24 protein-coding genes are annotated in these 24,523 nt (G+C 62.9%); 15 read left to right on the top strand and 9 right to left on the bottom strand.

The annotated features are described in order from the left end of the window. Positions 1–5: 5 nt before the first annotated feature. The 6 genes from fdhF to USDA257_RS27020 all read right to left on the bottom strand — a co-directional run bounded on the left by fdhF (position 6) and on the right by USDA257_RS27020 (position 7,134). Positions 6–2,885 (bottom strand): formate dehydrogenase subunit alpha, encoded by a 2,880-nt coding sequence (gene fdhF, locus USDA257_RS26995; protein ID WP_014766162.1) that lies wholly within the window; start codon positions 2,883–2,885, stop codon positions 6–8. Further along, positions 2,882–3,097, bottom strand: coding sequence for a hypothetical protein (locus tag USDA257_RS27000; protein ID WP_041414716.1), 216 nt, complete (start codon positions 3,095–3,097; stop codon positions 2,882–2,884). The genes fdhF and USDA257_RS27000 overlap by 4 nt, the downstream gene beginning before the upstream one ends. Then, positions 3,094–4,650, bottom strand: coding sequence for a formate dehydrogenase beta subunit (locus USDA257_RS27005; RefSeq protein ID WP_014766164.1), 1,557 nt, complete (start codon positions 4,648–4,650; stop codon positions 3,094–3,096). The genes USDA257_RS27000 and USDA257_RS27005 overlap by 4 nt, the downstream gene beginning before the upstream one ends. Beyond that, on the bottom strand, positions 4,647–5,126 hold the full coding sequence (locus USDA257_RS27010; protein WP_014766165.1) for a formate dehydrogenase subunit gamma: 480 nt from the start codon (positions 5,124–5,126) through the stop codon (positions 4,647–4,649). The genes USDA257_RS27005 and USDA257_RS27010 overlap by 4 nt, the downstream gene beginning before the upstream one ends. A gap of 176 nt (positions 5,127–5,302) precedes the next feature. Further along, positions 5,303–6,199 carry a LysR family transcriptional regulator gene (locus tag USDA257_RS27015; RefSeq protein WP_014766166.1) on the bottom strand — a complete coding sequence of 299 codons (897 nt, stop codon included), beginning with the start codon at positions 6,197–6,199 and terminating at the stop codon, positions 5,303–5,305. A gap of 164 nt (positions 6,200–6,363) precedes the next feature. Next, positions 6,364–7,134: an SDR family NAD(P)-dependent oxidoreductase gene (locus USDA257_RS27020; RefSeq protein ID WP_014766167.1), complete on the bottom strand. Its 771-nt coding sequence runs from the start codon at positions 7,132–7,134 to the stop codon at positions 6,364–6,366. Positions 7,135–7,309: 175 nt separating this feature from the next. Here USDA257_RS27020 and USDA257_RS27025 point away from each other — a divergent pair, with 175 nt between their 5' ends. From USDA257_RS27025 to USDA257_RS27065, 9 genes are all read left to right on the top strand, one after another. Then, the gene (locus USDA257_RS27025) at positions 7,310–8,074 is read left to right on the top strand and encodes a DeoR/GlpR family DNA-binding transcription regulator (RefSeq protein ID WP_014766168.1); all 765 of its coding nucleotides are present in this window, start codon (positions 7,310–7,312) and stop codon (positions 8,072–8,074) included. 131 nt (positions 8,075–8,205) lie between these two features. Then, a complete protein-coding gene (gene glpD, locus USDA257_RS27030; protein ID WP_014766169.1) occupies positions 8,206–9,723 on the top strand; it encodes a glycerol-3-phosphate dehydrogenase in 1,518 nt (505 codons plus the stop codon). A 48-nt stretch (positions 9,724–9,771) separates the two neighbouring features. Next, a complete protein-coding gene (locus USDA257_RS27035) occupies positions 9,772–10,842 on the top strand; it encodes an ABC transporter ATP-binding protein (protein WP_014766170.1) in 1,071 nt (356 codons plus the stop codon). A gap of 20 nt (positions 10,843–10,862) precedes the next feature. Beyond that, complete coding sequence (locus tag USDA257_RS27040; protein ID WP_014766171.1) at positions 10,863–11,933, top strand: ABC transporter ATP-binding protein; 1,071 nt, start codon at positions 10,863–10,865, stop codon at positions 11,931–11,933. Between the two features lie 2 nt (positions 11,934–11,935). Continuing rightward, positions 11,936–12,802 carry a carbohydrate ABC transporter permease gene (locus USDA257_RS27045; protein ID WP_014766172.1) on the top strand — a complete coding sequence of 289 codons (867 nt, stop codon included), beginning with the start codon at positions 11,936–11,938 and terminating at the stop codon, positions 12,800–12,802. Between the two features lie 17 nt (positions 12,803–12,819). Then, on the top strand, positions 12,820–13,644 hold the full coding sequence (locus tag USDA257_RS27050; RefSeq protein WP_014766173.1) for a carbohydrate ABC transporter permease: 825 nt from the start codon (positions 12,820–12,822) through the stop codon (positions 13,642–13,644). After that, entirely contained in the window at positions 13,644–14,063 is a 420-nt protein-coding gene (locus tag USDA257_RS35680; protein WP_014766174.1) for a DUF2160 domain-containing protein, read from the top strand. The genes USDA257_RS27050 and USDA257_RS35680 overlap by 1 nt, the downstream gene beginning before the upstream one ends. 82 nt (positions 14,064–14,145) lie before the next feature. After that, a complete protein-coding gene (locus tag USDA257_RS27060; protein ID WP_014766175.1) occupies positions 14,146–15,870 on the top strand; it encodes an ABC transporter substrate-binding protein in 1,725 nt (574 codons plus the stop codon). A gap of 249 nt (positions 15,871–16,119) precedes the next feature. Beyond that, complete coding sequence (locus USDA257_RS27065; RefSeq protein WP_014766176.1) at positions 16,120–17,040, top strand: DMT family transporter; 921 nt, start codon at positions 16,120–16,122, stop codon at positions 17,038–17,040. 4 nt (positions 17,041–17,044) lie between these two features. Here the strand turns inward: USDA257_RS27065 and USDA257_RS27070 are convergent, their stop codons facing one another. Beyond that, complete coding sequence (locus tag USDA257_RS27070) at positions 17,045–17,473, bottom strand: Fur family transcriptional regulator (RefSeq protein ID WP_014766177.1); 429 nt, start codon at positions 17,471–17,473, stop codon at positions 17,045–17,047. 123 nt (positions 17,474–17,596) lie between these two features. Between USDA257_RS27070 and USDA257_RS27075 the strand changes: the two genes are divergently transcribed. The 5 genes from USDA257_RS27075 (at position 17,597) to USDA257_RS27095 (ending at position 22,166) form a co-directional block, all read left to right on the top strand. After that, positions 17,597–18,502 carry a metal ABC transporter substrate-binding protein gene (locus tag USDA257_RS27075; protein ID WP_014766178.1) on the top strand — a complete coding sequence of 302 codons (906 nt, stop codon included), beginning with the start codon at positions 17,597–17,599 and terminating at the stop codon, positions 18,500–18,502. Then, entirely contained in the window at positions 18,499–19,428 is a 930-nt protein-coding gene (locus tag USDA257_RS27080; RefSeq protein ID WP_014766179.1) for a manganese/iron ABC transporter ATP-binding protein, read from the top strand. Before USDA257_RS27075 ends, USDA257_RS27080 begins: the two co-directional genes overlap by 4 nt. Beyond that, the gene (locus tag USDA257_RS27085; protein WP_014766180.1) at positions 19,425–20,282 is read left to right on the top strand and encodes a metal ABC transporter permease; all 858 of its coding nucleotides are present in this window, start codon (positions 19,425–19,427) and stop codon (positions 20,280–20,282) included. The genes USDA257_RS27080 and USDA257_RS27085 overlap by 4 nt, the downstream gene beginning before the upstream one ends. Next, a complete protein-coding gene (locus tag USDA257_RS27090; RefSeq protein ID WP_014766181.1) occupies positions 20,279–21,133 on the top strand; it encodes a metal ABC transporter permease in 855 nt (284 codons plus the stop codon). Before USDA257_RS27085 ends, USDA257_RS27090 begins: the two co-directional genes overlap by 4 nt. A gap of 190 nt (positions 21,134–21,323) precedes the next feature. Further along, positions 21,324–22,166, top strand: a complete 843-nt coding sequence (locus tag USDA257_RS27095) for a DUF6030 family protein (RefSeq protein ID WP_014766182.1) — start codon at positions 21,324–21,326, stop codon at positions 22,164–22,166. Between the two features lie 13 nt (positions 22,167–22,179). Here the strand turns inward: USDA257_RS27095 and USDA257_RS27100 are convergent, their stop codons facing one another. Next, on the bottom strand, positions 22,180–22,611 hold the full coding sequence (locus USDA257_RS27100; protein WP_014766183.1) for an Lrp/AsnC family transcriptional regulator: 432 nt from the start codon (positions 22,609–22,611) through the stop codon (positions 22,180–22,182). Positions 22,612–22,737: 126 nt separating this feature from the next. On the opposite strand from USDA257_RS27100, the gene USDA257_RS27105 reads away from it, so the two are divergent. Then, positions 22,738–23,841, top strand: coding sequence for a saccharopine dehydrogenase family protein (locus USDA257_RS27105; RefSeq protein WP_014766184.1), 1,104 nt, complete (start codon positions 22,738–22,740; stop codon positions 23,839–23,841). Positions 23,842–24,075: 234 nt separating this feature from the next. On the opposite strand, the gene USDA257_RS27110 is transcribed toward USDA257_RS27105, so the two are convergent. Next, positions 24,076–24,480: a F0F1 ATP synthase subunit epsilon gene (locus tag USDA257_RS27110; protein WP_014766185.1), complete on the bottom strand. Its 405-nt coding sequence runs from the start codon at positions 24,478–24,480 to the stop codon at positions 24,076–24,078. Between the last annotated feature and the right edge of the window lie 43 nt (positions 24,481–24,523).

The following is a 24,523-nucleotide window of genomic DNA, read 5'->3' on the forward strand; positions in this document are numbered from 1 at the left end:
TTCTCCTACTCCGCCGCCTCCAGCTTGCCGGCGATCCGCCGCGATTGGCGGGCCTGCTCGTCATAGTCGACCTGCCAGTCCGAGGGGCCGTTCGACGGCGACACCTGCACGGCCGTCACCTTGTATTCCGGGCAGTTGGTCGCCCAGTCGGAAAAGTCCGTGGTGATGACGTTCGCCTGCGTCGTCGGATGGTGGAAGGTGGTGTAGACGACACCAGGCGCGACGCGGTCCGTGATGAGCGCCCGGAGCGTCGTCTCGCCCGAGCGGCTGGCGAGCCGGATCCAGTCGCCGTCGCGGATGCCGCGCTGTTCGGCGTCATGCGGATGGATCTCCAGCCGGTCTTCCGGGTGCCAGACGACATTCTCCGTACGACGCGTCTGGGCGCCGACATTGTAGTGGCTGAGGATGCGGCCGGTGGTGAGCAGCAGCGGGAAGCGCGGCCCGGTCCTCTCGTCGGTCGGCACATATTCGGTGCGGATGAACTTGCCCTTGCCGCGCACGAAGCCGTCGACATGCATGATCGGCGAACCGAGCGGCGCCTTTTCGTTGCAGGGCCACTGCACCGAGCCCATCTTGTCGAGATAGTCATAGGAGACCATGGCGAAGGTCGGCGTCGTCGCGGCGATTTCATCCATGATCTCGGACGGATGGCCATAGTTCCAGTCGAGACGCATGGCCTGGGCGAGTTTCTGCGTCACCTCCCAGTCGGCATAGCCGTTCTTCGGCCGCATCACCCGGCGAACGCGATTGATGCGGCGCTCGGCATTGGTGAAGGTGCCGTCCTTTTCCAGGAAGGTCGAGCCGGGCAGGAAGACATGCGCATAGTTGGCCGTCTCGTTGAGGAACAGGTCGTGCACCACGACACATTCCATCGCCGCGAGACCGGCGGCCACGTGCTTGGTGTCCGGGTCGGACTGCAGGATGTCCTCGCCCTGGATATAGAGCGCCTTGAAGGTGCCTTCGACCGCTGCGTCGAGCATGTTGGGGATACGAAGGCCCGGCTCGTTGTTGAGCGTCACGCCCCACAGCTTCTCGAAGGTCTCGCGCGTCGCGTCGTCCGAAATATGCCGGTAGCCCGGCAGCTCGTGCGGGAAGGAGCCCATGTCGCAGGAGCCCTGCACGTTGTTCTGGCCGCGCAGCGGATTGACGCCGACGCCGGGCCGACCGATGTTGCCGGTGACCATGGCGAGGTTGGCGATCGCCATGACCGTGGTCGAACCCTGGCTGTGCTCGGTGACCCCGAGGCCGTAATAGATCGCGCCGTTGCCGCCGGTGGCGTAAAGGCGAGCAGCCCCGCGCACCAGTTCGGCCGGAACGCCGGTGTAAGCCTCGGTCGCTTCCGGGCTGTGGTGGGGCTCGGCAACGAACGCCGCCCAATCCTCGAATTCCGACCAGTCGCAGCGCTCGCGGATGAAGGCTTCGTTGGCGAGGCCCTCGGTGACGATGACATGCGCAAGCGCCGTCAGGATGGCGACATTGGTGCCGGGTTTGATCGGCAGGTGGTAGGAGGCTTCGACATGGGCCGAGCGGACGAGATCGATCCGGCGCGGATCGATGACGATCAGCTTGGCGCCCTCGCGCAGCCGCTTCTTGAGCCGCGAGGCGAAGACCGGATGGCCGTCGGTCGGGTTGGCGCCGATGATGATGGCGACATCCGTGTGCTCGACGCTGTCGAAATTCTGCGTGCCGGCCGAGGTGCCGAAGGTCTGGTTGAGGCCGTAGCCGGTCGGCGAATGGCAGACGCGGGCGCAGGTATCGACATTGTTGTTGCCGAAGCCGGCGCGCACCAGCTTCTGCACCAGATAGGTCTCCTCGTTGGTACAACGCGACGAGGTGATGCCGCCGACGGAATCTCGGCCATACTGATACTGGATTCGGCGGAACTCGGAAGCGACGTGCGCAAAGGCCTCTTCCCAAGTGACCTCGCGCCAGGGATCGGTGACCTTGTCGCGGACCATCGGGTTGAGAACGCGGTCCTTGTGGTTCGAATAGCCATAGGCGAAACGGCCCTTGACGCAGGAATGGCCGCGGTTCGCCTGGCCATCCTTCCACGGCACCATGCGGACAAGCTCCTCGCCGCGCATCTCCGCCTTGAAGGAGCAGCCGACGCCGCAATAGGCACAGGTGGTGACGACCGAATGCTCCGGCTGGCCGATCTCGATCACCGATTTTTCGGTCAGCGTCGCCGTCGGGCAGGCCTGCACGCAGGCGCCGCAGGAGACGCATTCGGAGGAGACGAAATCCTCGCTCATGCCGGCGGAAACACGCGAATCGAAGCCGCGGCCGCTGATCGTCAGCGCAAAGGTGCCCTGCACCTCTTCGCAAGCACGCACGCAGCGCGAGCAGACGATGCACTTCGCCGGATCAAAGGTGAAATAGGGATTGGATTCGTCCTTCGGCGCCCATTGGCGATTGATCTCGCCATTGTTGCGCGCCTTCACATGGTTCGCGCCATCATAGCCATAGCGCACGTCACGCAAGCCGACGGCGCCGGCCATGTCCTGCAGCTCGCAGTCGCCGTTGGCGGCACAGGTCAGGCAGTCGAGCGGATGGTCGGAGATATAGAGCTCCATGACGCCGCGGCGCACATCCTTCAGCCGCTGCGTCTGCGTCGAAACGCTGATGCCGGGCGCGACCGGCGTCGTGCAGGAGGCCGGCATGCCGGCCCGCCCCTCGATCTCCACCAGACAGAGCCGGCAGGAGCCGAAGGCCTCCATCATGTCCGAGGCGCAGAGCTTCGGCACCTCGACGCCCGCTTCCATCGCCGCCCGCATGATCGACGTGCCTTCCGGCACGCTGATCTCCCGCCCGTCGATCGTCAGCGTCACCAGCTTTTCGGATTTGGAAGCAGGAGTGCCATAGTCGATTTCACGCACCATATTCATTGCACTGCTCCCATGCCGACTACACTAGGGGTCAATCGTTCTCGCGCTGTTTGCGCCGAAAACTCGACAAGCTCCAGCGGCGGCAAGTCTTCAGAGAAGGCCGAGAAGGTCATGCGGCCGTCTTCGTGCCAATAAAACACTTCGAGCACTGCGTGCGTTCCGCCACCAATTTGCTCGTTGACTTCAATATACATCCCATCGCGCTGTATCATTCCGCAGCCTCCACCGCCGGCGCCGACGAAAAGTCCTCCGGGAAATGCGTCATGGCGCTCATCACCGGATAGGGCGTGAAGCCGCCGAGCGCGCAGAGCGAGCCGAACTTCATCGTGTTGCAGAGATCGGCGAGCAGTTCGCGGTTCTTTTCCGGCTCGATGCCGGCCGCGATATTGTCCGCCACTTCGACGCCGCGCATCGAGCCGATGCGGCAGGGCGTGCACTTGCCGCAGCTTTCGACCGCGCAGAATTCCATGGCGAAGCGGGCCTGCTTCAGCATGTCGGCCGTGTCGTCGAAGACGACGATGCCGGCATGGCCGATAAGCCCGTCCTTCGCCGCGAAGGCCTCGTAGTCGAAGGGCGTGTCGAACAGCGCCCGCGGGAAATAGGCGCCGAGCGGCCCCCCCACCTGCACCGCCTTGACAGGACGGCCGCTCGCCGTGCCGCCGCCGATCTCGTCGACGATTTCGCCGAGGGTCAGGCCGAAGGCGGTCTCATAAAGGCCACCGTGCTTGATGTTGCCGGCAATCTGGAGCGGGATCGTGCCGCGCGACCGGCCCATGCCGAAATCGCGGTAGAAGGCGGCGCCCTTGTCCAGGATGACCGGCACCGAGGCGAGCGAGATGACGTTGTTGATGACGGTCGGGCAGTCGAACAGACCTTTGTGCGCCGGCAGCGGCGGCTTGGCGCGCACCAGACCCCGCTTGCCCTCGAGGCTGTTCAACAGCGAGGTCTCCTCGCCGCAGACATAGGCGCCGGCGCCGGTCCGAACTTCCATGTCGAAGGCATGCGCCGATCCGAGCACCGATTGACCGAGCACGCCGGCGGCGCGGGCGATCTCGATCGCTTGCGTCATGGCGGCAATGGCATGCGGATATTCGGAGCGGGTGTAGACGTAGCCCTTTGTCGCACCGGTGGCGACGCCGGCAATCGCCATGCCCTCGATCAGCACGAAGGGATCGCCTTCCATGATCATTCGGTCGGCGAACGTACCGCTGTCGCCCTCGTCGGCGTTGCACACGATGTATTTCTGGGTGCCTGCGGTTTCGAGGACGGTCTTCCACTTGATGCCGGTCGGGAAGCCGGCACCGCCGCGGCCGCGCAGGCCGCTTTCGGTCACCTCGGCAACGATCGCCTGCGGCTGCATGGCAACCGCTTTCTCGAGGCCGCGCAAGCCGCCATGGGCGCGGTAGTCGTCGAGCGACAGCGGATCGATGAGGCCGCAGCGGGCGAAGGTCAGCCGCGTCTGCTGCTTAAGGAAGGGAATCGCTTCCGTCTTGCCAAGACAGAGCGGGTGCGCAGCGCCTGAAAGCAACCCTGCATCGAGGAGTGAGGCGACGTCGCGCGCCTTAACCGGACCGTAGGCGACGCGGCCCGCCGCGGTTGCGACCTCGACCAGCGGCTCCAGCCAGTGCATGCCGCGCGAGCCGTTACGAACGATCATCGCGTCGAGACCGCGCGCCGCGATCGCCTCGGCCATCGCCGTCGCCACCTTTTCGGCGCCAAGCGCAAGTGCTGCGGCATCGCGCGGAATGTAGATCTTGACGGTCATCGGCGTGCCTCCGCGACCAGCGCCTCGAGCTCCGCGTCGTCAACCCGGCCATGCACCTCGCCGTCGAGCATCGCCGACGGCGAGCAGGAACACAGTCCAAGACAGTAGACCGGTTCGAGCGTTACCGCCCCGTCCGGAGTGGTCTCGTGGAAATCGATGCCGAGCAGCGCCTTGGCACGCTCCGCGAGCCGGTCACCGCCCACCGCCTGGCAGGATTCGGCGCGACAGAGTTTTAGGACGTGCCGCCCGGCCGGATGTTCGCGGAAATCATGATAAAAGGTGACGACGCCATAGACTTCGGCGCGCGACAGGTTGAGTTCGCGGGCGATCACCGGCAGGCATTCCTGCGGCACATAGCCGAACTCGTCCTGGATTTCGTGCAGGATTGGCAGAAGCGGACCTTCGAGCGCTTTGAGTTCGCCGACAATCGCCAGCGTACGCTCGGTCACGTCTGCGCCTGGCAGATGAATATTCACGCGAAGAGCCCTCCCGGCTCGTGGTGCGCCGCGATCAGAGCCCTGCTCGATCGCCAGCACGCCAAAACTCGATTTTCGCAGAGCCCGGAGCCTCGTCGGCCTCTGCACAGGCTACAAGCTTCGCGCTTAAGGCCAGAAGGGTCAATAATGCTGTTCCGTTGGTCGATAGAAAAAATCTATTGAACGCAGTTGCGCTCGCTGAGGATGCGGGCCTCGTGCAGCAGGGCGGAGACCAGCGGAGTAAACGGCTCGCGGTAGGTCGCGACCAGGCCTACCGTATGGTGCACATCCGGATCGATGATCGGGATCATCCGGATGTCCTCGTGAAAACCGAATGATTTCGCAACGTTATAGGGCATGATGCTTGCCCACCGCCCGGTCCGGACGTGGGAGAAAAGGACGATCATCGAATTCGATTCGAGCGTCGGGCTTGCCACCGCGCCGGCTTCGGCGAAATGCTGATTAATGATACGCCGGTTCTGCATGTCGGCCGTCAATAGACAAAGCCGAATATTGCTAACCTCTTTCCAGGTCACGCTTGCGCGATCCGACAGGGCTGTGCCGGCGGCGGCAACCAGATGATATTGCTCGATCTGCAGCGGCACGCTGGTGACTCGGCCGAGCGGTTCGTTCTCCAGATAGGTAAGCCCCGCGTCGATTTCGAGATTTTCGAGCAGCGCCAGGATCTGCAGCGAGGTGGTCGAAAGTACCGAGAAGGTGACGTCGGGATGCTTCTCCTGAAACGGTGCCGTGATGAGCGGCACCATGGAGAGTGTTGTCGGGATGGCGGCAAGGCGAATGTGGCCGGAGAGCCCCTTGCGCGCCGCGCGCATCTCCTCGCGCATTGTGCGCGCATCGCCGACGATCCGCCGCGCCCATTCGAGCACCCGCTGGCCTTCGGGGGTCAGCCCCTGAAAGCGGGATCCTCGATTGACAAGAATGACGCCGAGCTGGTCCTCCAGCTGGCGGATCGCCGCCGACAGCGTCGGCTGCGTGACGCCGCATTCCTCCGCCGCACGACCAAAATGCCGTTCGCGGGCGAGGGCGAGAAAGAACTCCAGCTTGTCGATCATGCCTGCCCCATAAGTTAAAGAGTAAGTCGCCGCTCACCCTAGGCCTCTCCCCGCATGCGGCGAAAGGGGACTGAGACTGTGCGGCATATCCCTTCGCCCCGTTCGCGGGAAGGTGCCGGCAGGCGGATGAGGGGGCGGAAGGCGCACGCCCTTCATAATCCCGCTTAGGCGATCAGCTGGCCCCCGTTCACCTCCAGCACCTGGCCGGTGATATAGCCGGAAAGCGCATGCGAGGCGAGGAAGAGATAGGCGGGCGCACAGTCCTCGGCGGTCCCGAGTCGCCCGAGCGGGATCGATTTGCGGGTCGCCTCGAGCTTCTCGGGCGTTGAATAGCGCTCGTGGAAATCGGTGGTGATGGTGCCGGGCGAAACGCAATTGACGCGAATCCCGTCCGGCGCCAGTTCGCGCGCCAGCGCCTTGGAATAGGTGGCGACGAAGGCCTTGGTGGCGGAATAGATCGACGAGCCGGCGCTGCCGCCGGAGCGCGCCGAGATCGACACGGTGTTGACGATCGCCGGATGCGTGCCCTTCAGCAACAGCGGCAGCATCGACCGGGTCATCTCGACGACCGAGGTCTGATTGAGCTGGACGATCGTTCGGTACTCGTCGTCGGTCAGGTCTGCCGCCGGAAAGCGACCGACCATCGTGCCGGCATTGTTGACGAGCACGTCGAGGCTTTCGAAACGGCTTTTCACCTCGTCGGCGAGCGTCTCGACGCCTCCGGCGGCAAGAAAATCCGCCGCCGAGAGGAATGCCCTGCCCTCAGCCGCCGCCAGGTCGAGAAAATCTGGGCGCGGGCCGGAAATCGACCGGCCGACATGGACCAGCACCCGCGCACCGCAATCGAGGAACTGCCGGGCGACCTCGAGGCCGATGCCCCGACCGCCGCCGGTCACCACCACATTCATGCCCTTGAACAAGGCCGGATGATACATGGGCTTTCCTTCCTTCTCGCGAAAAACCACGCTGGCGCATCCAAGGATGGATTGCAACACTGGCATCGGCACTAGCGGCACCGAAGATAAAACCGCAATTAATCGCTGATTCTGAAATTGCGTGGCTTTCGTTTTTGCATATTATGAAAGAAAACGAAAGCAGAGGGAGCGAAGCATGTACCTCACTGGACGGCAAGCGGAGATTCTGGACCTGGCAAAGGCGGAGGGCCGCGTGCTCGTCGAGGAACTCGCCCAGCGTTTTTCGGTGACGCCGCAGACGATCCGCAAGGATCTGAACGACCTCTGCGATGCCAGGGTGCTCAACCGCATTCACGGCGGCGCGATCTTTCCGAGCGGCAAGGAGAATGTCAAATACGACGCCCGCCGCCAGATCGCCGCGGCGGAAAAGCAGGCGATCGGCCGCGCCGCCGCCGCCCTCATCCCCGACAACGCCTCGCTCTTCATCAACATAGGAACCACTACCGAAGCGGTCGGCGAGGCGTTGCTCGACCACAAGGAATTGATGGTTATTACGAATAATATCAATGTTGCCAATCGCTTGCGCGTCTTTCCCTCGATCGAGGTGGTGATCGCCGGTGGCGTCGTACGCGGCTCGGACGGCGGCATCGTCGGCGAGGCGGCGGTCGACTTCATCAACCAGTTCAAGGTCGATTTCGCCGTCATCGGCGCCTCCGCGATCGACCCTGACGGCGCGCTTCTCGATTTCGATTTCCGCGAAGTGAAAGTCGCGCAAGCGATCATCGCCAATGCGCGCCACGTGATCCTGGTTTCCGATTCGACAAAGTTCGAACGTACCGCGCCGGTCAGGATCGGCCACATTTCCCAGGTCCAGACCTTCATCACCGACCGGTGCATCGTTGAAAACGTTCGGAAAATCTGTTCCGAGCAAGGCGTCAAGCTGGTCGAGACCGAGGACTGACCGCACCCATCCAGGGACTGACAAGATTCGAGAAGCATTCGTTTGACATTCGAAATATTTTCGTTTTAACTGCCTTCACTTTCGCGATTGCGTCAATTTGTGCGTTGCGAAAAGTGGGAGGGGAAATCGCGGTGTCAGAGCAGGCAATCTTCGACGTCTTTGTCATAGGCGGCGGCATCAACGGATGCGGCATTGCGCGTGATGCGGTCGGCCGGGGATATTCCGTTGCGCTCGCCGAGATGGACGATTTCGCCTCCGGCACCTCGTCCGGCTCCACCAAGCTCATCCATGGCGGCCTTCGCTATCTCGAGCACTACGAATTCCGGTTGGTGCGCGAAGCGCTGATGGAGCGCGAGGTGCTTTGGGCCATGGCGCCGCACGTCATCTGGCCGATGCGCTTCGTCCTGCCCTATCACAAGGGCGGCCCGCGCCCTGCCTGGCTGATCCGACTCGGCCTATTCCTTTATGATCATATCGGCGGGCGCAAGCTGTTGCCGGCCACGGGCACGCTGGATATGACCCGCGATCCCGCCGGCGCGCCGCTGAAGCGCCTCTTCACCAAGGCCTTCGAATATTCCGACGGCTGGGTCGACGACGCCCGTCTCGTAGTGCTCAATGCCCGCGATGCCGCCGACCGCGGCGCCCGCATCTTGGCGCGCACCCGCGTCGTTTCGGCCCGGCGCGAAAACGGTCGCTGGGCGATCGAAACCGAGGACGCCCAGACGGGAGGGCGCGAAACAGTCCGCGCCCGCATGCTCGTCAACGCCACCGGTCCCTGGGTGGACCGGGTGCTCGGCGACGCGATCGGCAAGAAGGACGTCCATAATGTCCGCCTCGTCCAGGGCAGCCATATCGTCGTGAAGAAGCAATTCGACGACCCGCGCGCCTATTTCTTCCAGAATCCGGACGGGCGGATCATGTTCGCCATTCCTTACCAAGGCGATTTCACCCTGATCGGCACCACCGACCGGGATTTTACCGGCAATCCCGCCGAGGTGCGCATCAGCGATGCCGAGATCGACTATCTCTGCACCTCGGCCAGCGAATATTTCAGCGAACCGGTAACCCGGCAGGATATTGTCTGGACCTATTCGGCGGTGCGCCCGCTCTTTGACGACGGCGCAAGCAAGGCGCAGGAGGCGACCCGCGACTATGTGCTGCGCCTCGAAGGCCAGAATGACCAGGCGCCGCTGCTCAACGTCTTCGGCGGCAAGCTCACGACCTATCGGCGGCTGGCCGAATCGGCGCTCGATAAGATCGGCGAGGCGATCGGCGCAAAGGGCAACAAATGGACGGCCACGTCGCACCTGCCTGGCGGCGACTTTCCGGCAACCGGCTACGACGCGGAAGTCGAAAGGCTGAAGGCGCGCTGCCCTTTTCTCGCTGCTTCGCATGCCCGCCGGCTGGTCCGGCTCTACGGTACGCATGCTGCAAAGCTGCTCGGCCGTGCCGCGAGCCAGACGGATCTCGGCAAACACTTCGGCGCGGATCTTTACGAGGTCGAGGTCGACTGGCTGATCGGACAGGAATGGGCGCGGCGTGCCGAGGACGTGCTCTGGCGCCGCACGAAACTGGGATTGAAGCTGACGCCGGCCGAGATCGCGGAGTTGGAGGACTACATGCACGGCGCCGTCAATGCCGCCGCCTGATCCCGCGATTGAAACTGCCGATGGCTGGGTGGAACACCGGAGAATTCAATGCTTGAAATGAAGAACATAACCAAGGTCGTGGGCGGGGAGACGCATATCCACCCGACCGACCTTGTGCTGGAGAGGGGATCGCTGAACGTGCTGCTCGGCCCGACGCTCTCCGGCAAGACGTCGCTGATGCGGCTGATGGCCGGTCTCGACAAGCCAGCCTCCGGTTCGATCCATTTCGACGGTGCCGACGTCACCGGCGTACCCGTGCAGCGGCGTTCCGTTGCGATGGTCTATCAGCAGTTCATCAACTATCCGGCGATGACGGTCTACGACAACATCGCCTCGCCGATGCGCATCAAGGGTTCCGACAACGCAGTAATCGACCGGGAGGTCCGCAAGGCCGCCGAACTCTTGAAGCTCACCGCCTATCTCGACCGCACGCCCCTCAATCTCTCCGGCGGCCAGCAGCAGCGCACCGCGCTCGCCCGCGCCATCGTCAAAAATGCCGATCTGGTGCTGCTCGACGAGCCGCTCGCCAACCTCGACTACAAGCTGCGAGAGGAACTGCGCGAGGAACTGCCGAAGATCTTCGCCGCCTCCGGCGCCATCTTCGTCTATGCGACGACCGAACCTTCGGAGGCGCTGCTGCTCGGCGGCAACACCGCCTCGTTGAGCGAAGGCCGCATCACCCAGTTCGGACGCACCATCGACGTCTACCGCCGTCCGGCCGACATCATCACCGCCCGCACCTTCGCCGATCCGCCGCTCAACACGATCGAGCTGGTGAAGGCGGGATCGGATTTCACGCTCGAAGGTAAGCCGGTCCTTTCCGTCCCCGCGCATCTTGCGGCGGTTTCGGACGGCCCCTGCACGGTCGCCTTCCAGCCGCACCACCTCTCTTTCGACCGGCCCGAGGGAAGCGGCGATCCGCTCATCGTCAAGACGGCGATTTCCGAGATCGCCGGGTCGGAAAGCTTCATTCACGTCGGCTTCGCCGATGCGCGCTGGGTCATGCTGGCGCCCGGCATTCACGACATCGAACCGGACGCGACCCTCGACGTCTTCGTCGACACCCGCCACCTGATGGCCTTCGGGCCGGATGGCCGGGCGATCGGCGGGACCGCATAAGGAGGCGCTGGGAGGAGACCATGGCACGCATCAATCTCGAACATGTCCGCCACGCCTATGGCGCCAAGCCGAAGTCGGAAGCCGATTACGCGCTGAAGGAAGTCCATCACGAATGGAACGACGGCGGCGCCTATGCCCTGCTCGGCCCTTCGGGCTGCGGCAAGACCACGCTGCTCAACATCATTTCGGGGCTGATCAACCCGTCTGAGGGTCGCATCCTCTTCGACGGCACCGATGTCACGCATCTGACGACGCAGCACCGCAACATCGCCCAGGTGTTCCAGTTCCCGGTCATCTACGACACGATGACCGTCTACGACAACCTCGCCTTCCCGCTGCGCAACCGCCATGTGCCGGAGGCCGAGGTCGACCGCCGCGTCAAGGAGATCATCGAGATGACCGGCCTTGGCGGCTGGGCGAAGAAGACCGCACGGGGGCTGACGGCCGACCAGAAGCAGAAGATTTCGCTCGGCCGCGGCCTGGTGCGCTCCGATGTGAGCGCCATCCTGTTCGACGAGCCGCTCACCGTCATCGATCCCGAGATGAAATGGGTGCTGCGCTCGCAGATCAAACGGCTGCACAAGCAGTTCGGCTTCACCATGGTCTATGTCACGCACGACCAAACGGAGGCGCTCACCTTCGCCGACAAGGTCGTCGTCATGTATGACGGCCAGATCGTCCAGATCGGCACGCCGGCCGAGCTCTTCGAGCGTCCGCGCCACACCTTCGTCGGTTACTTCATCGGTTCGCCGGGCATGAACGTCCTGCCGGCCGAGATCGCCGGCAATAGAGCGGCAGTGGGCGGCGAAAGCATCGCCCTCAATTTCCAGCCAAGGGTCGCGCCCGGTGCCAAGACCGAACTCGGCATTCGTCCCGAATTCATCTCGCTCGGGCGCGACGGCATGCCGGTGGCGATCACCAAGGTCGAGGACATCGGCCGCCACAAGATCGTGCGCGCCCGCTTCGCCGATCGGCCGATCTCGATCATCGTCGACGAGGACGGCGAGATCCCGGCCGAGCCGCGTGTCAGCTTCGACCCGAAGGCAATCAACATCTACGCCGATTCCTGGCGCGTCGGCGAGGAGGCCTGACCATGGAAAAGACCTGGAACAACAAGGCCTGGTTCATGGTCCTGCCGGTCCTGGTGCTTGTCGCCTTCTCGGCGGTGGTCCCCCTGATGACCGTCGTCAACTATTCGGTGCAGGATACCTTCGGTAACAACGAGTTCTTCTGGGCCGGCACCGACTGGTTCCTTGATGTGCTCGAATCCGACCGCTTCTGGGACGCGCTCACCCGCAACCTGATCTTTTCGTCGATCATCCTGGCGATAGAGATCCCGCTCGGCATCGTGATCGCCCTCAACATGCCGAAGAAAGGCATCGGCGTGCCGATCTGCCTCGTCCTGATGGCGCTGCCGCTGCTCATTCCGTGGAACGTCGTCGGCACCATCTGGCAGGTCTTCGGCCGCGTCGACATCGGCCTGCTCGGACGCACGCTCGCAGCGCTCGGCATCAACTACAACTACGTGCAGAACCCGCTCGATGCCTGGGTGACGCTGATCATCATGGATGTCTGGCACTGGACCAGCCTCGTCGTGCTGCTCTGCTATGCCGGTCTCGTATCGATCCCGGACGCTTACTACCAGGCCGCCAAGATCGACGGCGCTTCGCGCTGGTCCGTGTTCCGCTACATCCAGCTTCCGAAGATGAAACGGGTCCTGCTGATCGCCTTCCTGCTGCGCTTCATGGACAGTTTCATGATCTATACGGAGCCTTTCGTCGTCACCGGCGGCGGCCCGGGCAACTCGACGACCTTCCTGTCCGTCGACCTCGTCAAGATGGCCATCGGCGAGTTCAACCTCGGCCCCGCCGCAGCCCTCTCGATCATCTACTTCCTCATCATCCTGCTGCTCTCGTGGATCTTCTACACGGTGATGACCACGAGCGACGCGCAGGGCTGAAAAAGGAGGAGGAACACATGATGACCAACAAGCAACCGCTTTCGCAACGCCTCTCCTGGCTGGTGCCGACGATCTACATCGTCTTCCTGCTCCTGCCGATCTACTGGCTCGTCAACATGAGCTTTAAGGAAACGAGCGAGATCCTCAGTACGTTCTCGCTCTGGCCGCAGAACCCCACACTCCGCAACTACACGGTGATCTTCACCGATCCCTCGTGGTACAACGGCTACATCAACTCGATCACCTACGTCGTCTTGAACACGCTGATCTCGGTGACCGTGGCGCTGCCGGCGGCCTACGCCTTCTCGCGTTATCGCTTCCTCGGCGACAAGCACCTGTTCTTCTGGCTCTTGACCAACCGGATGGCGCCGCCGGCGGTTTTTGCGCTGCCGTTCTTCCAGCTCTATTCCGCCTTCGGCCTCATCGACACGCATATCGCCGTAGCGATCGCCCACTGCCTGTTCAATGTGCCGCTCGCCGTCTGGATTCTCGAAGGCTTCATGTCCGGTGTGCCGAAGGAAATCGACGAGACGGCCTATATCGACGGCTATTCCTTCCCCCGCTTCTTCGTGAAGATCTTCGTGCCGCTGATCGCCTCCGGCATCGGTGTCGCCGCCTTCTTCTGCTTCATGTTCTCCTGGGTCGAACTGCTGATCGCCCGTACGCTGACGACGACTGCCGCCAAGCCGATTGCCGCGACGATGACGCGCACGATTTCGGCCTCCGGCCTCGATTGGGGCGTGCTTGCCGCCGCCGGCGTGCTGACGATCATCCCGGGCGCGCTCGTCATCTATTTCGTCCGCAACTACATCGCCAAGGGCTTTGCCCTGGGGAGGGTCTGATGGCAATCATCGCCACGCGCAAGAACCGCTGGCCAGTCGCACTGGGCGCCGTGCTCGTCGTCTATGTCGTAGCTGCCGGCCTGCTCTTTTCAGCTCTGCCGATCAAGGACGGCAAGCGCGACTGGTTTGCCTCGCTGATCCCGGGCGGCTGGATGGCCTGGTCATTTCCGACCGCCATGTTCTTTCTGACGATCTTCGCACTGCTGTCGCTGATGGCTGTGTGGGAATATGCCCGACCCGGCGGCAACCCACGCCTCGGCATCCTGCGCTTCGAGACGACGCGCGGCGACCGGCTTTTCGTATCGCTGCTCGGAAGCGCATTCATTCACCTCGGCTGGCTGGGGCTCGTCGGCGCAAATCTCTGGTGGGCGGTCGCCCTCTCGGCGATCTACGCCGTCGGTGTCTTCCGCTACGTCTGAGGACGAAAATGAAGGGCGCGCTTACCCGGGCGCCCTTCGAAACTGCAAGGAAACGCAATCGCAAAACCCAAGGGAGGACTTGATGCGACGGCACCTTTTCACAACGACGGCGGCCATGCTGCTGGCACTTACCGGCACCGCCTTCGCCGGCATGGATGAGGCAAAACAATTCCTGGACAAGGAAGTCGGCGATCTGTCCACGCTCGACCGAGCTGGGCAGGAAGCCGAAATGCAATGGTTCGTCGATGCGGCGAAGCCCTTCGCCGGGATGGACATCAAGGTCGTTTCCGAGACCATCGCCACGCATGAATACGAATCGAAGGTGCTGGCCCCGGCCTTCACCGCCATCACCGGCATCAAGATCACCCACGATCTGATCGGCGAAGGCGACGTCGTCGAGAAGCTGCAGACGCAGATGCAATCGGGCGAAAACATCTATGACGCCTATATCAACGACAGCGACCTGATCGGCACCCATTGGCGCTACCAGCAGGCGCGCAGCCTGACCGACTGGATGGCAAACGAGGGCAAGGACGTTACCAACCCGAAGCTCGACATCGACGACTTCATCGGCAAGTCCTTCACCACGGCCCCGGACGGCAAGCTCTACCAGCTTCCCGACCAGCAGTTCGCCAACCTCTATTGGTTCCGCTACGACTGGTTCAACGACGAGAAAAACAAGGCGGACTTCAAGGCCAAGTACGGCTACGATCTCGGCGTTCCGGTCAACTGGTCGGCCTATGAGGACATCGCCGAGTTCTTCACCGGCCGCGAGATCGACGGCAAGAAGGTCTATGGTCACATGGACTACGGCAAGAAGGACCCGTCGCTCGGCTGGCGCTTCACCGACGCCTGGCTGTCGATGGCCGGCAATGGCGACAAGGGCATCCCGAACGGCAAGCCGGTCGATGAATGGGGTATCAAGGTCGACGAAAACTCGCGACCCGTCGGCTCATGCGTTGCTCGCGGCGGCGACACCAATGGCCCGGCTTCGGTCTATGCGATCCAGAAATATCTCGACTGGATGAAGGCCTATGCCCCGGCCGCTGCCCAGGGCATGACCTTCTCTGAGTCCGGCCCGGTTCCCTCGCAGGGCGAGGTCGCCCAGCAGATGTTCACCTACACGGCCTTCACGGCCGCCTTCGTGAAGGAAGGTCTGCCGGTCGTCAACGAGGACGGCACGCCGAAGTGGCGTTTCGCTCCGAGCCCGCACGGCGTCTATTGGAAGGACGGAATGAAGCTTGGGTACCAGGACGCAGGATCCTGGACGCTGATGAAATCCACCCCGGACGATCGCGCCAAGGCCGCCTGGCTCTATGCGCAGTTCGTCACCTCCAAAACCATCGACGTGAAGAAGAGCCATGTCGGTCTCACCTTCATCCGCCAGTCGACCCTCGACCACCAGAGCTTCACCGAGCGCGCACCGAAACTCGGCGGCCTGATCGAGTTCTACCGTTCGCCGGCCCGCCTGCAATGGTCGCCGACCGGCACCAACGTGCCTGACTATCCGAAGCTGGCACAGCTGTGGTGGCAGGCAATCGGTGACGCTTCTTCCGGTGCCAAGACGGCGCAGGAAGCCATGGATTCGCTTTGCGCCGAACAGGAAAAGGTGCTGCAGCGCCTCGAACGCGCCGGTATCCAGGGCGACATCGGTCCGAAGCTCGCCGAGGAGCACGATCTCGAATACTGGAACGCGGAAGCCGTCAAGGCCGGCAACCTCGCTCCGCAGCTGAAGGTCGAGAACGAAAAGGACAAACCGGTCACCGTCAATTACGACGAACTGGTCAAGAGCTGGCAGACGAACTAAGCCATTGACAAAGGCGCCGCCCGGAGTTTCGGGCGGTGCCGCGATACCGGAGATGCGGCACCGGGGCTGGAAACAGCCCCGGTTTTCGTTACTGCATGTTTGGTCAAACCGTACCCGATTTAAGGGCAAAAACATGCAGTAGAGATCTCCCGCCCAGGGAGATCTCACCACACTTCGATCGGTACCGAAGCATCCATCTCTCCGGCGAGGTTAGAAGAGCGGCATGGACTCGCTTTAAGGATTTGATCGATGATCGCTGCCGCCAAGACAAACATCGCTTTCGAACTATTGCTTCTTCTCGCGCTCGCGACGCTCTGGGGCGCTTCTTACACGTTCATCAAGATCGGCGTCGAAACCATTCCGCCGATAACGCTGATCGCCGCCCGGACCTTGATCGCCGGGGCGATCCTTCTCGCCGTCATCGGCTGGCGCGGTCTCTCGCTGCCGCGTGACGCGGCCACTTGGCGGCGCCTTCTGTTCCAGGCCTGCCTCAACAGCGTCCTTCCGTTCACGCTAATCGCATGGGCCGAGCGCACGATCGACGCCGGCGTCGCAGCGATCCTCAATTCCACCACGCCCATCTTCGCCTTCCTGCTGACGGCGCTAATCACCCGCCACGAGGCGGTTACCACGCGCAAGTTCGTCGGCGTCGTTGCCGGGCTGACAGGCACGAGCTTGGTCATCGGTTTGGAGGCCTTTCGCGGGATCGGTGATCAACTCGCGGCACAGATCGCGGTGGTCATTGCGACGGTCTGCTATGCGGGCGCCGCGATCTTCGGCAAGGGGTTCAAGGGCCTGGATCCAATCATCCCCGCCGCCGGATCGCTGATCTCGGGCGCCGCTCTGCTCGTCCCGGCGAGCCTGATCATCGACCAGCCGTGGACGCTCGCGCCTTCGGCCCAGTCTCTGGCGGCGCTCCTCGGCCTCTCGGTCTTCTCCACGGCACTCGCCTTCGCCATCTATTTCCGGCTGATCCAAACGCTCGGCTCCGTCGGTGCGACGGCTCAGGCTTACGTTCGCGTTCCCATCGGCGTTGCGATCGGAGTGCTGTTTCTCGGCGAGACGCTGTCAGCGACCGCGTGGCTGGGGCTCGGCTGCGTCATCCTCGGCGTCGCCGCCATGACCATGCCCGCCGGACGCGCGGTGCCGGCGGTCGTCCCGAAAGGCTGAGCGCTCAGTCCTTGCGCTTCCGGCAATAGAGCTCCAGCCGGTGGCGCACCAGGTCGTAGCCGAGCTCGGCGGCGATTTCCGCCTGCAACTGCTCGATCTTGTCGGAGCGGAACTCGATCACCGCGCCGGTTTCGATGTCGATCAGATGGTCGTGGTGCGGGGCGTCGGCCGTCTCGAACCGGGCGGTGGCATTCTCGAAAGCATGCCGCTGCACGACCCCCTGCTGCTCCAGCGCCGATAAGGTCCGGTAGACGGTCGACAGCGACACGGTCGCGTCGATTTCCTTGGCGCGCCGATGCAATTCGCTCGCATCCGGATGGTCTTCGGCCTCCGCCAGAATCTTCAGAATCGCGGCCCGTTGGCGGGTGACGCGCACCCCCCCATCACGAAGAATTCCTTCCAGTTCCGCGATCCGACTTTTGGCTTGTCTCATGCGGCGACACTAGCCAAGGGCAGTCGCTTTGAAAATAGCTAGTTGCAAATGGTTCTCATTTGCATTGACTTATGCAGGCCATTCGCCTACCCATTGGACAGGTTCAAGATTGAGGAGCGATGGATGATCGATCGGATGCGGCGCATGATTCTTACGGCAGCAACGGCAATGGCTGCCTTTTCCCTCCTGACCGGCACGGCGTCGGCGGCGGAAAAGTTCAAGGCGGTTACCACCTTTACGGTCATTGCCGACATGGCGCGGAATGTTGCGGGCGACGCGGCGATCGTCGAATCCATCACCAAGCCCGGCGCCGAGATCCACAACTACCAGCCGACCCCGCGCGACATTCTCAAGGCGCACGATGCCCAGCTTGTCCTCTGGAACGGCCTCAACTTGGAGCTCTGGTTCGAAAAATTCTTCCAAAACTTCGACGACATTCCGGGCGTGGTGGTCTCCGAAGGAGTCGAGCCGATGGGCATCGCCGAAGGCCCTTATACGGGCAAGCCGAACCCGCATGCCTGGATGTCGCCGTCGGCGGCAATGATCTATGTCGACAATATCCGCGATGCCTTCGTGAAGTTCGACCCGGACAATGCCGAGGCCTACAAGGCGAATGCCGAGGCCTACAAGAAGAAGATCGAGGCGACCATCGCGCCGATCAGGGCCGAGCTCGAGAAGATCCCGGCGGAAAAGCGCTGGCTGGTCTCCAGCGAGGGCGCCTTCAGCTATCTCACGCGCGATTTCGGCCTGAAGGAGCTCTATCTCTGGCCGATCAACGCCGACCAGCAGGGCACGCCGCAGCAGGTGCGCAAGGTGATCGACGCGGTCAGGGCCAACCACATTCCGGTCGTCTTCTCCGAAAGCACCATCTCGCCCGATCCAGCCAAGCAGGTGGCGCGCGAGACGGGTGCCAAATACGGCGGTGTGCTCTATGTCGATTCCTTGAGCGAGGTCGACGGACCGGTGCCTACCTATATCGATCTCCTGCGTGTCACGTCCGAAACGATCGCGAAAGGTCTTTCGCAATGAACCTTCAGGTAAAGGCCCGGCCTACGCCGCGGCCCGGCCCTCTGGACGAGGGCAGCGGCATTCGCGTCAGCAACGCCACCGTGACCTATCGCAACGGCCACCGCGCGCTGCATGAGGCCTCGTTCGAAATCCCGACCGGCACGATTGCCGCGCTGGTCGGAGTCAACGGCAGCGGCAAGTCCACGCTGTTCAAGGCGATCATGGGCTTCGTCCGGCTGGCCAGGGGCGATATCTCAGTCCTCGGCCTCACCGTGCCGCAGGCGCTGAAGAAGAACCTCGTCGCCTATGTGCCGCAGGCCGAGGAGGTCGACTGGAATTTTCCTGTCCTCGTCGAGGACGTGGTGATGATGGGCCGCTACGGCCACATGAACATGCTACGCATACCGAAGCGGGCCGATCACGAGGCGGTGGAGGCAGCGCTGGCGCGGGTCGGCATGAGCGAGTTCCGCAAGCGTCAGATCGGCGAGCTTTCCGGCGGCCAGAAGAAGCGCGTCTTCCTTGCCCGGGCGCTGGCCCAGGAGGGCCAAGTCATCCTGCTTGACGAACCCTTCACCGGCGTCGATGTGAGGACCGAAGACGCGATCATCCGCCTGCTTCTCGCACTTCGCGACGAGGGACGCGTGATGCTCGTCTCCACCCACAATCTCGGCAGCGTGCCGGAATTCTGCGACCGGACCGTGCTGCTGAAGAACACCGTTCTCGCTTACGGCCCGACCGAGACGACCTTTACCCGCGACAATCTCGAACTCGCCTTCGGCGGCGTGCTGCGTCATTTCGTGCTCGGCGGGGAGAGCCTCCACGATGACGCCGATCCGCGCCAGCTTTCCGTCATCACCGACGACGAACGCCCCCTGGTCATGTATGGCGCGAAGGGTCGGATGGTGACCCAACCGGCGAAGCCCGAGGCTGAGGCGGACAGCGAATGATCGCCCTGCTCGCCGAACCCTTCACCTATGGCTATATGCTGAATGCCATGTGGGTCAGCGCGCTTGTCGGCGCCGTCTGCGCCTTCCTCTCGGCCTATCTGATGTTGAAGGGCTGGTCGCTGATCGGCGACGCGCTCTCCCATTCGATCGTCCCCGGCGTTGCCGGCGCCTATATGCTGGGGCTCCCCTTCTCGCTCGGCGCCTTCTTCTCCGGTGCACTTGCCGCCGCCGCCATGCTGTTCCTGAACCAGCGCACGCGGTTGAAGGAGGATACGATCATCGGCCTGATCTTCACCTCCTTCTTCGGCCTCGGCCTCTTCATGGTGTCGCTGTCGCCGACCTCGGTGAACATCCAGACGATCGTGCTCGGCAACATCCTCGCCATCACCCCGGCCGACACGCTGCAGCTCGCCATCATCGGCATCGTTTCGCTCCTGATCCTGTCGGCGAAATGGAAAGACCTGATGGTGACCTTCTTCGACGAAAGCCACGCCCGTTCGATCGGCATCAACACGACGCTCATCAAGGTGCTGTTTTTCACGCTGCTCTCGGCTTGCACCGTGGCGGCACTTCAGACGGTCGGCGCCTTTCTCGTAATCGCCATGGTCGTGACGCCCGGCGCCACCGCCTATCTGCTCACCGACCGCTTCCCCCGCCTCATCCTGATCAGCATCGTGATTGGCGCCCTGACGAGCTTCGTCGGCGCCTATGCGAGCTATTTCCTCGATGGTGCAACCGGCGGCATCATCATCGTGCTGCAGACTGCGATCTTCCTGCTCGCCTTCGTGCTTGCTCCGAAACATGGGCTGCTCGCCGCGCGCCGCCGCGCATCCGAGGCGCTGGAGACCGCATGATGCCATCGCTCGATATGCTCCTTGCCGTCTTCGAATTCGAGTTCATGCGCAACGCCCTGCTGATCTCGGTTCTGGTCGCGATCCCGACGGCGATGCTCTCCTGCTTCCTGGTGCTGAAGGGTTGGTCGCTGATGGGCGACGCGATCTCGCATGCGGTTTTCCCGGGCGTCGTCCTCTCCTACATCGTCGGCCTGCCGCTTGCCGTCGGCGCCTTCGCCGCCGGCATGTGCTGCGCGCTACTCACCGGCTATCTCAAGGAAAACAGCCGCATCAAGCAGGACACGGTGATGGGCGTCGTCTTTTCCGGCATGTTCGGCCTTGGCCTGGTGCTCTACACCAGCATCCAGAGCGACGTGCATCTCGACCACATCCTCTTCGGCGACATGCTCGGCATCGGCTGGGGCGACATCCTGGAGACGGGCCTGATCGCGCTTCTCGCCGCCGGCATCCTCTCCTTGAAATGGCGCGACCTGCTGTTGCACGCCTTCGATCCGGGCCAGGCACGTGCGGTCGGCCTGCCGGTCGGGTGGCTGCATTACGGGCTGTTGGCAATCCTGTCGCTAACGATCGTCGGCGCCTTGAAGGCCGTCGGTCTGATCCTCGCCATCGCCATGCTGATCGCCCCCGGGGCGATCGCCTTCCTTCTAACGCGGACGTTTCGCTCCATGCTGATCGTCGCCGTCGTCGTCGCTGTCGCCGCCTCCTTCTCGGGCGTCTATCTCTCCTTCTTCATCGACAGCGCCCCGGCCCCGACCATCGTCCTCCTGATGACGGCGATCTTCCTCTTGGCCTTCGCCTATTCCACCTGGCGGACGGCGCGCATGGAAGCGCAGCGGACACGCGTGGAGTAGAAAATCAGACGCCCCATCCCCTCCCCCTTGCGGGGATGGGGAGGGGTTCTTCGCCCAACGCCAACCGCGCCTTTTCGAGCATGAAGTCTCTTGGACGCCGGCGCCATGATCCCGTATGGTGCGCCGTCTAAAAAGTTTGAGCGGTCGCGGACGAAACCGCCGACCTGCTCTTTGGCGGAGCAACGGTGGCATGGAGAAGAAGCAGAAAGGCCGGTCCGGCGTCGCTTTCTTCCTATCAGCCGTGGCGCTGATCTTCACGGCGATCCTGGCGACCGCGCTGCTTGCCAACGAGCAACGCAATCTGAAACATCTGCTGACGGCGATGGGGCTGCAGGAGGTGCTCCCTGCAGCCCCGCAAGTGCCGGCGTCGAAGCCAATCCGTCAACGACTCAAGAAAGCGGAGCCGTCGAGAGTGCTGCTGCCGGTTCGAACATTCGAGGACCTGCATACGCCCGAGCAGCAATTCATCCGCCAGATTCGCAGCGACCCGCGCGCTCTGTGCGAGGGCCTGCGGGACGCGGGCTTCCGCGAACTCGCATGGAAATCCGCCGAGAGCGGCCGATGGGAATGTTCCTCGCTCGTTCCTTTTGCCCGCCCGGGCGTGGAGAAAAGCTCGTCGATCTTCATCCTCGTCAAAGGCACCGACGAGAATGAAATAACCTCCTTCCGCGTAAAGCTCAACATAGAGCATCCCGACGATACCCAGGCGGTTACCAGTGCCGCGGCGACGGCCGCTTCGGTTTTCCTGAGTGAGGTTCACTGGGCCGACAGCGAGAGCATCGCCTTGAAGATTCAGGCGCTCGGCGAATTCGATCTCAAGCGTTTCGGCAGCCGTATCCAGTTCAGGCGGGAATCGGGCGACACGCCACGCTACAATTTCCTCGCCAATCAGGCGGCGCGTGCACGGCCGAAGAGCGCCGCCGAGCTCTACTTCGACCGCGAGAAATGGCTTGCGCCCGGCGATGGCTCGATCGTTTCCGTCATTCGCGGCCCAGGCGCCTGGAACACCGGATCCGGTAGCAGCGCGCGCTGAATGGCGGAGCCGGTCAGCGGTCGATGCGCGTCGAGAGAATGATCGATGACAGCGTCTTCTCGACACCCTCGATTTCACCGATGCGATCGATCAGCAGATCCAGCTCGCTGATCGAGGCTGCCGCGACGATGGCAATCAGGTCGAAGCTGCCGCTAACCGAATGCAGTGTGCGGATCTCGCGGATCGCGCCGAGTTCCGGCGTGACACGGCTCAGCGCCCGCGCCGCGATGGTGATCAGCACATGCGCCTTCACCAGCCCCTTTTCATAGCTTTCGGCAAGCCGCACGCCATAGCCGGCGATCACCCCCTCGCGCTCCAGCCGCTCGATGCGAGCCTGCACCGTCGTACGCGACAGGCCGAGCCGCCGCGCGATCGTCGCGGTCGGCATGCGGGCGTTCTCACTGAGGACGGCAAGAAGTTCGCGGTCTTTGTCGGTAACTTGCATATCGTCGATCCACTTCGGCAATACGCCGATTAAGCACCGACGATGTAGCTATTTTGCCGCTTCGAATCAACATCCACTTAGCGGACAATAGCAAACGAAGAGGCTCATACCCCGGGGATAAAAATTATGAGAGACATCGTTGTCATCGGCGCTGGCAAGATCGGCTCGACGATTGCCAGAATGCTGGCCCATACCGGCGACTACCGCGTCTGCGTCGCCGACCACAGCGCCGAGCAATTGCAGCAGGTCGAGAGCCACGAGGCGATTTCCACTGCCGTCATCGACATCGCCGACAGACAAGCCCTCGTCGGCCTGCTGACCGGCAAGTTCGCCGTCCTCAGCGCCGCACCGTTCCACCTGACGGTGGCGATCGCCGAGGCTGCCGCCGAAGCGGAGGTCCACTATCTCGACTTGACTGAAGACGTCGAATCGACCCGCCAGGTCAGGGCGATCGCGGCCGACGCGAAGACCGCCTTCATCCCGCAATGCGGTCTCGCACCGGGCTTCATCTCGATCGTCGCCAACGATCTCACCAGTCATTTCGACACGCTTGAAAGCGTGCGCATGCGCGTCGGCGCCCTGCCGCAATATCCGTCGAATGCTCTGAACTACAATCTCACCTGGAGCACCGACGGCGTCATCAACGAATATATCGAGCCGTGCGAGGCGATCGTCGAGAGTGCGCTGATCGAGGTTCCCGCCATGGAGGAGCGCGAGGAATTCTCGCTCGACGGCGTCACCTACGAAGCCTTCAACACCTCCGGCGGCCTCGGCACGCTTTGCGAGACGCTGAAGGGCAAGGTCCGCACCCTCAACTACAAGACGATCCGCTACCCGGGCCATGCAGCGATCTTCAAGGCACTGCTGAACGACCTCGGCCTGCGCCATCGCCGCGAGGTCCTGAAAGACATCCTAGAGAACGCGCTGCCGACCACGACCCAGGACGTCGTCGTCATTTTCGTCACCGTCTCCGGCTTCCGCCAAGGCCGCCTGATCCAAGAGACCTATGCGAACAAGGTCTATAGCGGCGTTGTTGCGGGACGCATGCATAGCGGCATCCAACTCACCACGGCCGGCAGCATCTGTGCCGTCCTCGACCTGCTCGCCGAAGGCAAGATCCCGACCACGGGCTTCGTCCGCCAGGAAGACATTTCCCTCGACACCTTCCTCGCCAACCGGTTCGGGCACTACTACGCCCAGAAGCACGAAACGGAACGCGCTGCCGGCTGAAGCGGGCTGCATGCCGGCGAGATGGAAATGCCCGGGTCGATCCCGGGCATTTTTTCGTTGCGGCATGGGAATCAACTACTCCAAGCCGGGAGCGATGAGACCCGGCAAAGCGGGATAGGCACAAAGGTCGTCAAGGGGCTCGTTGCAATCAGCTCGGACGCGCTGAAGCACAAAAAAGCCCGCGCGAGGCGGGCTTTTTGTCTATCCGTCGTTTCCCTTATCGGGATGTCCCTTTCAGGCGGGGATGACGATCTCCCCGAGCGTCGTCAATTCGGCGATGAACTGTTCGATGCGGGTCTTCTTTTCGTCGATCGCGCCTTCAAGCTCGGCACGCGCCTCATCGATGCGGTTTTCGAGCACGGTGCGATCGAGCTCGTCGACGTGGACCGCCGATTCGGCGAGCAGCGTGCAGCCGGTGGGCAGGATATCGGCGAAGCCGCCGAAGACGGCGAAACGCTCGGTCTTGCCGTCGGCGGTTTTGACCGTGACCACACCCGGCTTGATCGTCGTCATGGTCGGGGCGTGGTTGGCCATAACGGTCATCTCACCCTCGGTTGCCGGAATGACGACTTCGGTCACCTGGGCGGAAAGCAGCAGGCGCTCCGGGGAAACAAGCTCGAAATTGAAACTGTCGGCCATGACCATTCACTTCTGGTAAGCGCGCCGCGGATCGGCGGCTGTG

The sequence above is a fragment of the Sinorhizobium fredii USDA 257 genome (genome assembly GCF_000265205.3).
Taxonomy (GTDB): Bacteria; Pseudomonadota; Alphaproteobacteria; order Rhizobiales; family Rhizobiaceae; genus Sinorhizobium; species Sinorhizobium fredii_B.

Bases quoted from the DNA above. Each gene is read 5' to 3' on its own strand.
- fdhF (WP_014766162.1), bottom strand. From the start codon at position 2,885: ATGAATATGGTGCGTGAAATCGACTATGGCACTCCTGCTTCCAAATCC.
- USDA257_RS27000 (WP_041414716.1), bottom strand. From the start codon at position 3,097: ATGATACAGCGCGATGGGATGTATATTGAAGTCAACGAGCAAATTGGT.
- USDA257_RS27005 (WP_014766164.1), bottom strand. From the start codon at position 4,650: ATGACCGTCAAGATCTACATTCCGCGCGATGCCGCAGCACTTGCGCTT.
- USDA257_RS27015 (WP_014766166.1), bottom strand. From the start codon at position 6,199: ATGATCGACAAGCTGGAGTTCTTTCTCGCCCTCGCCCGCGAACGGCAT.
- USDA257_RS27020 (WP_014766167.1), bottom strand. From the start codon at position 7,134: ATGTATCATCCGGCCTTGTTCAAGGGCATGAATGTGGTGGTGACCGGC.
- USDA257_RS27025 (WP_014766168.1), top strand. From the start codon at position 7,310: ATGTACCTCACTGGACGGCAAGCGGAGATTCTGGACCTGGCAAAGGCG.
- USDA257_RS27035 (WP_014766170.1), top strand. From the start codon at position 9,772: ATGCTTGAAATGAAGAACATAACCAAGGTCGTGGGCGGGGAGACGCAT.
- USDA257_RS27040 (WP_014766171.1), top strand. From the start codon at position 10,863: ATGGCACGCATCAATCTCGAACATGTCCGCCACGCCTATGGCGCCAAG.
- USDA257_RS27045 (WP_014766172.1), top strand. From the start codon at position 11,936: ATGGAAAAGACCTGGAACAACAAGGCCTGGTTCATGGTCCTGCCGGTC.
- USDA257_RS27050 (WP_014766173.1), top strand. From the start codon at position 12,820: ATGATGACCAACAAGCAACCGCTTTCGCAACGCCTCTCCTGGCTGGTG.
- USDA257_RS35680 (WP_014766174.1), top strand. From the start codon at position 13,644: ATGGCAATCATCGCCACGCGCAAGAACCGCTGGCCAGTCGCACTGGGC.
- USDA257_RS27060 (WP_014766175.1), top strand. From the start codon at position 14,146: ATGCGACGGCACCTTTTCACAACGACGGCGGCCATGCTGCTGGCACTT.
- USDA257_RS27065 (WP_014766176.1), top strand. From the start codon at position 16,120: ATGATCGCTGCCGCCAAGACAAACATCGCTTTCGAACTATTGCTTCTT.
- USDA257_RS27070 (WP_014766177.1), bottom strand. From the start codon at position 17,473: ATGAGACAAGCCAAAAGTCGGATCGCGGAACTGGAAGGAATTCTTCGT.
- USDA257_RS27075 (WP_014766178.1), top strand. From the start codon at position 17,597: ATGATCGATCGGATGCGGCGCATGATTCTTACGGCAGCAACGGCAATG.
- USDA257_RS27080 (WP_014766179.1), top strand. From the start codon at position 18,499: ATGAACCTTCAGGTAAAGGCCCGGCCTACGCCGCGGCCCGGCCCTCTG.
- USDA257_RS27085 (WP_014766180.1), top strand. From the start codon at position 19,425: ATGATCGCCCTGCTCGCCGAACCCTTCACCTATGGCTATATGCTGAAT.
- USDA257_RS27090 (WP_014766181.1), top strand. From the start codon at position 20,279: ATGATGCCATCGCTCGATATGCTCCTTGCCGTCTTCGAATTCGAGTTC.
- USDA257_RS27095 (WP_014766182.1), top strand. From the start codon at position 21,324: ATGGAGAAGAAGCAGAAAGGCCGGTCCGGCGTCGCTTTCTTCCTATCA.
- USDA257_RS27100 (WP_014766183.1), bottom strand. From the start codon at position 22,611: ATGCAAGTTACCGACAAAGACCGCGAACTTCTTGCCGTCCTCAGTGAG.
- USDA257_RS27105 (WP_014766184.1), top strand. From the start codon at position 22,738: ATGAGAGACATCGTTGTCATCGGCGCTGGCAAGATCGGCTCGACGATT.
- USDA257_RS27110 (WP_014766185.1), bottom strand. From the start codon at position 24,480: ATGGCCGACAGTTTCAATTTCGAGCTTGTTTCCCCGGAGCGCCTGCTG.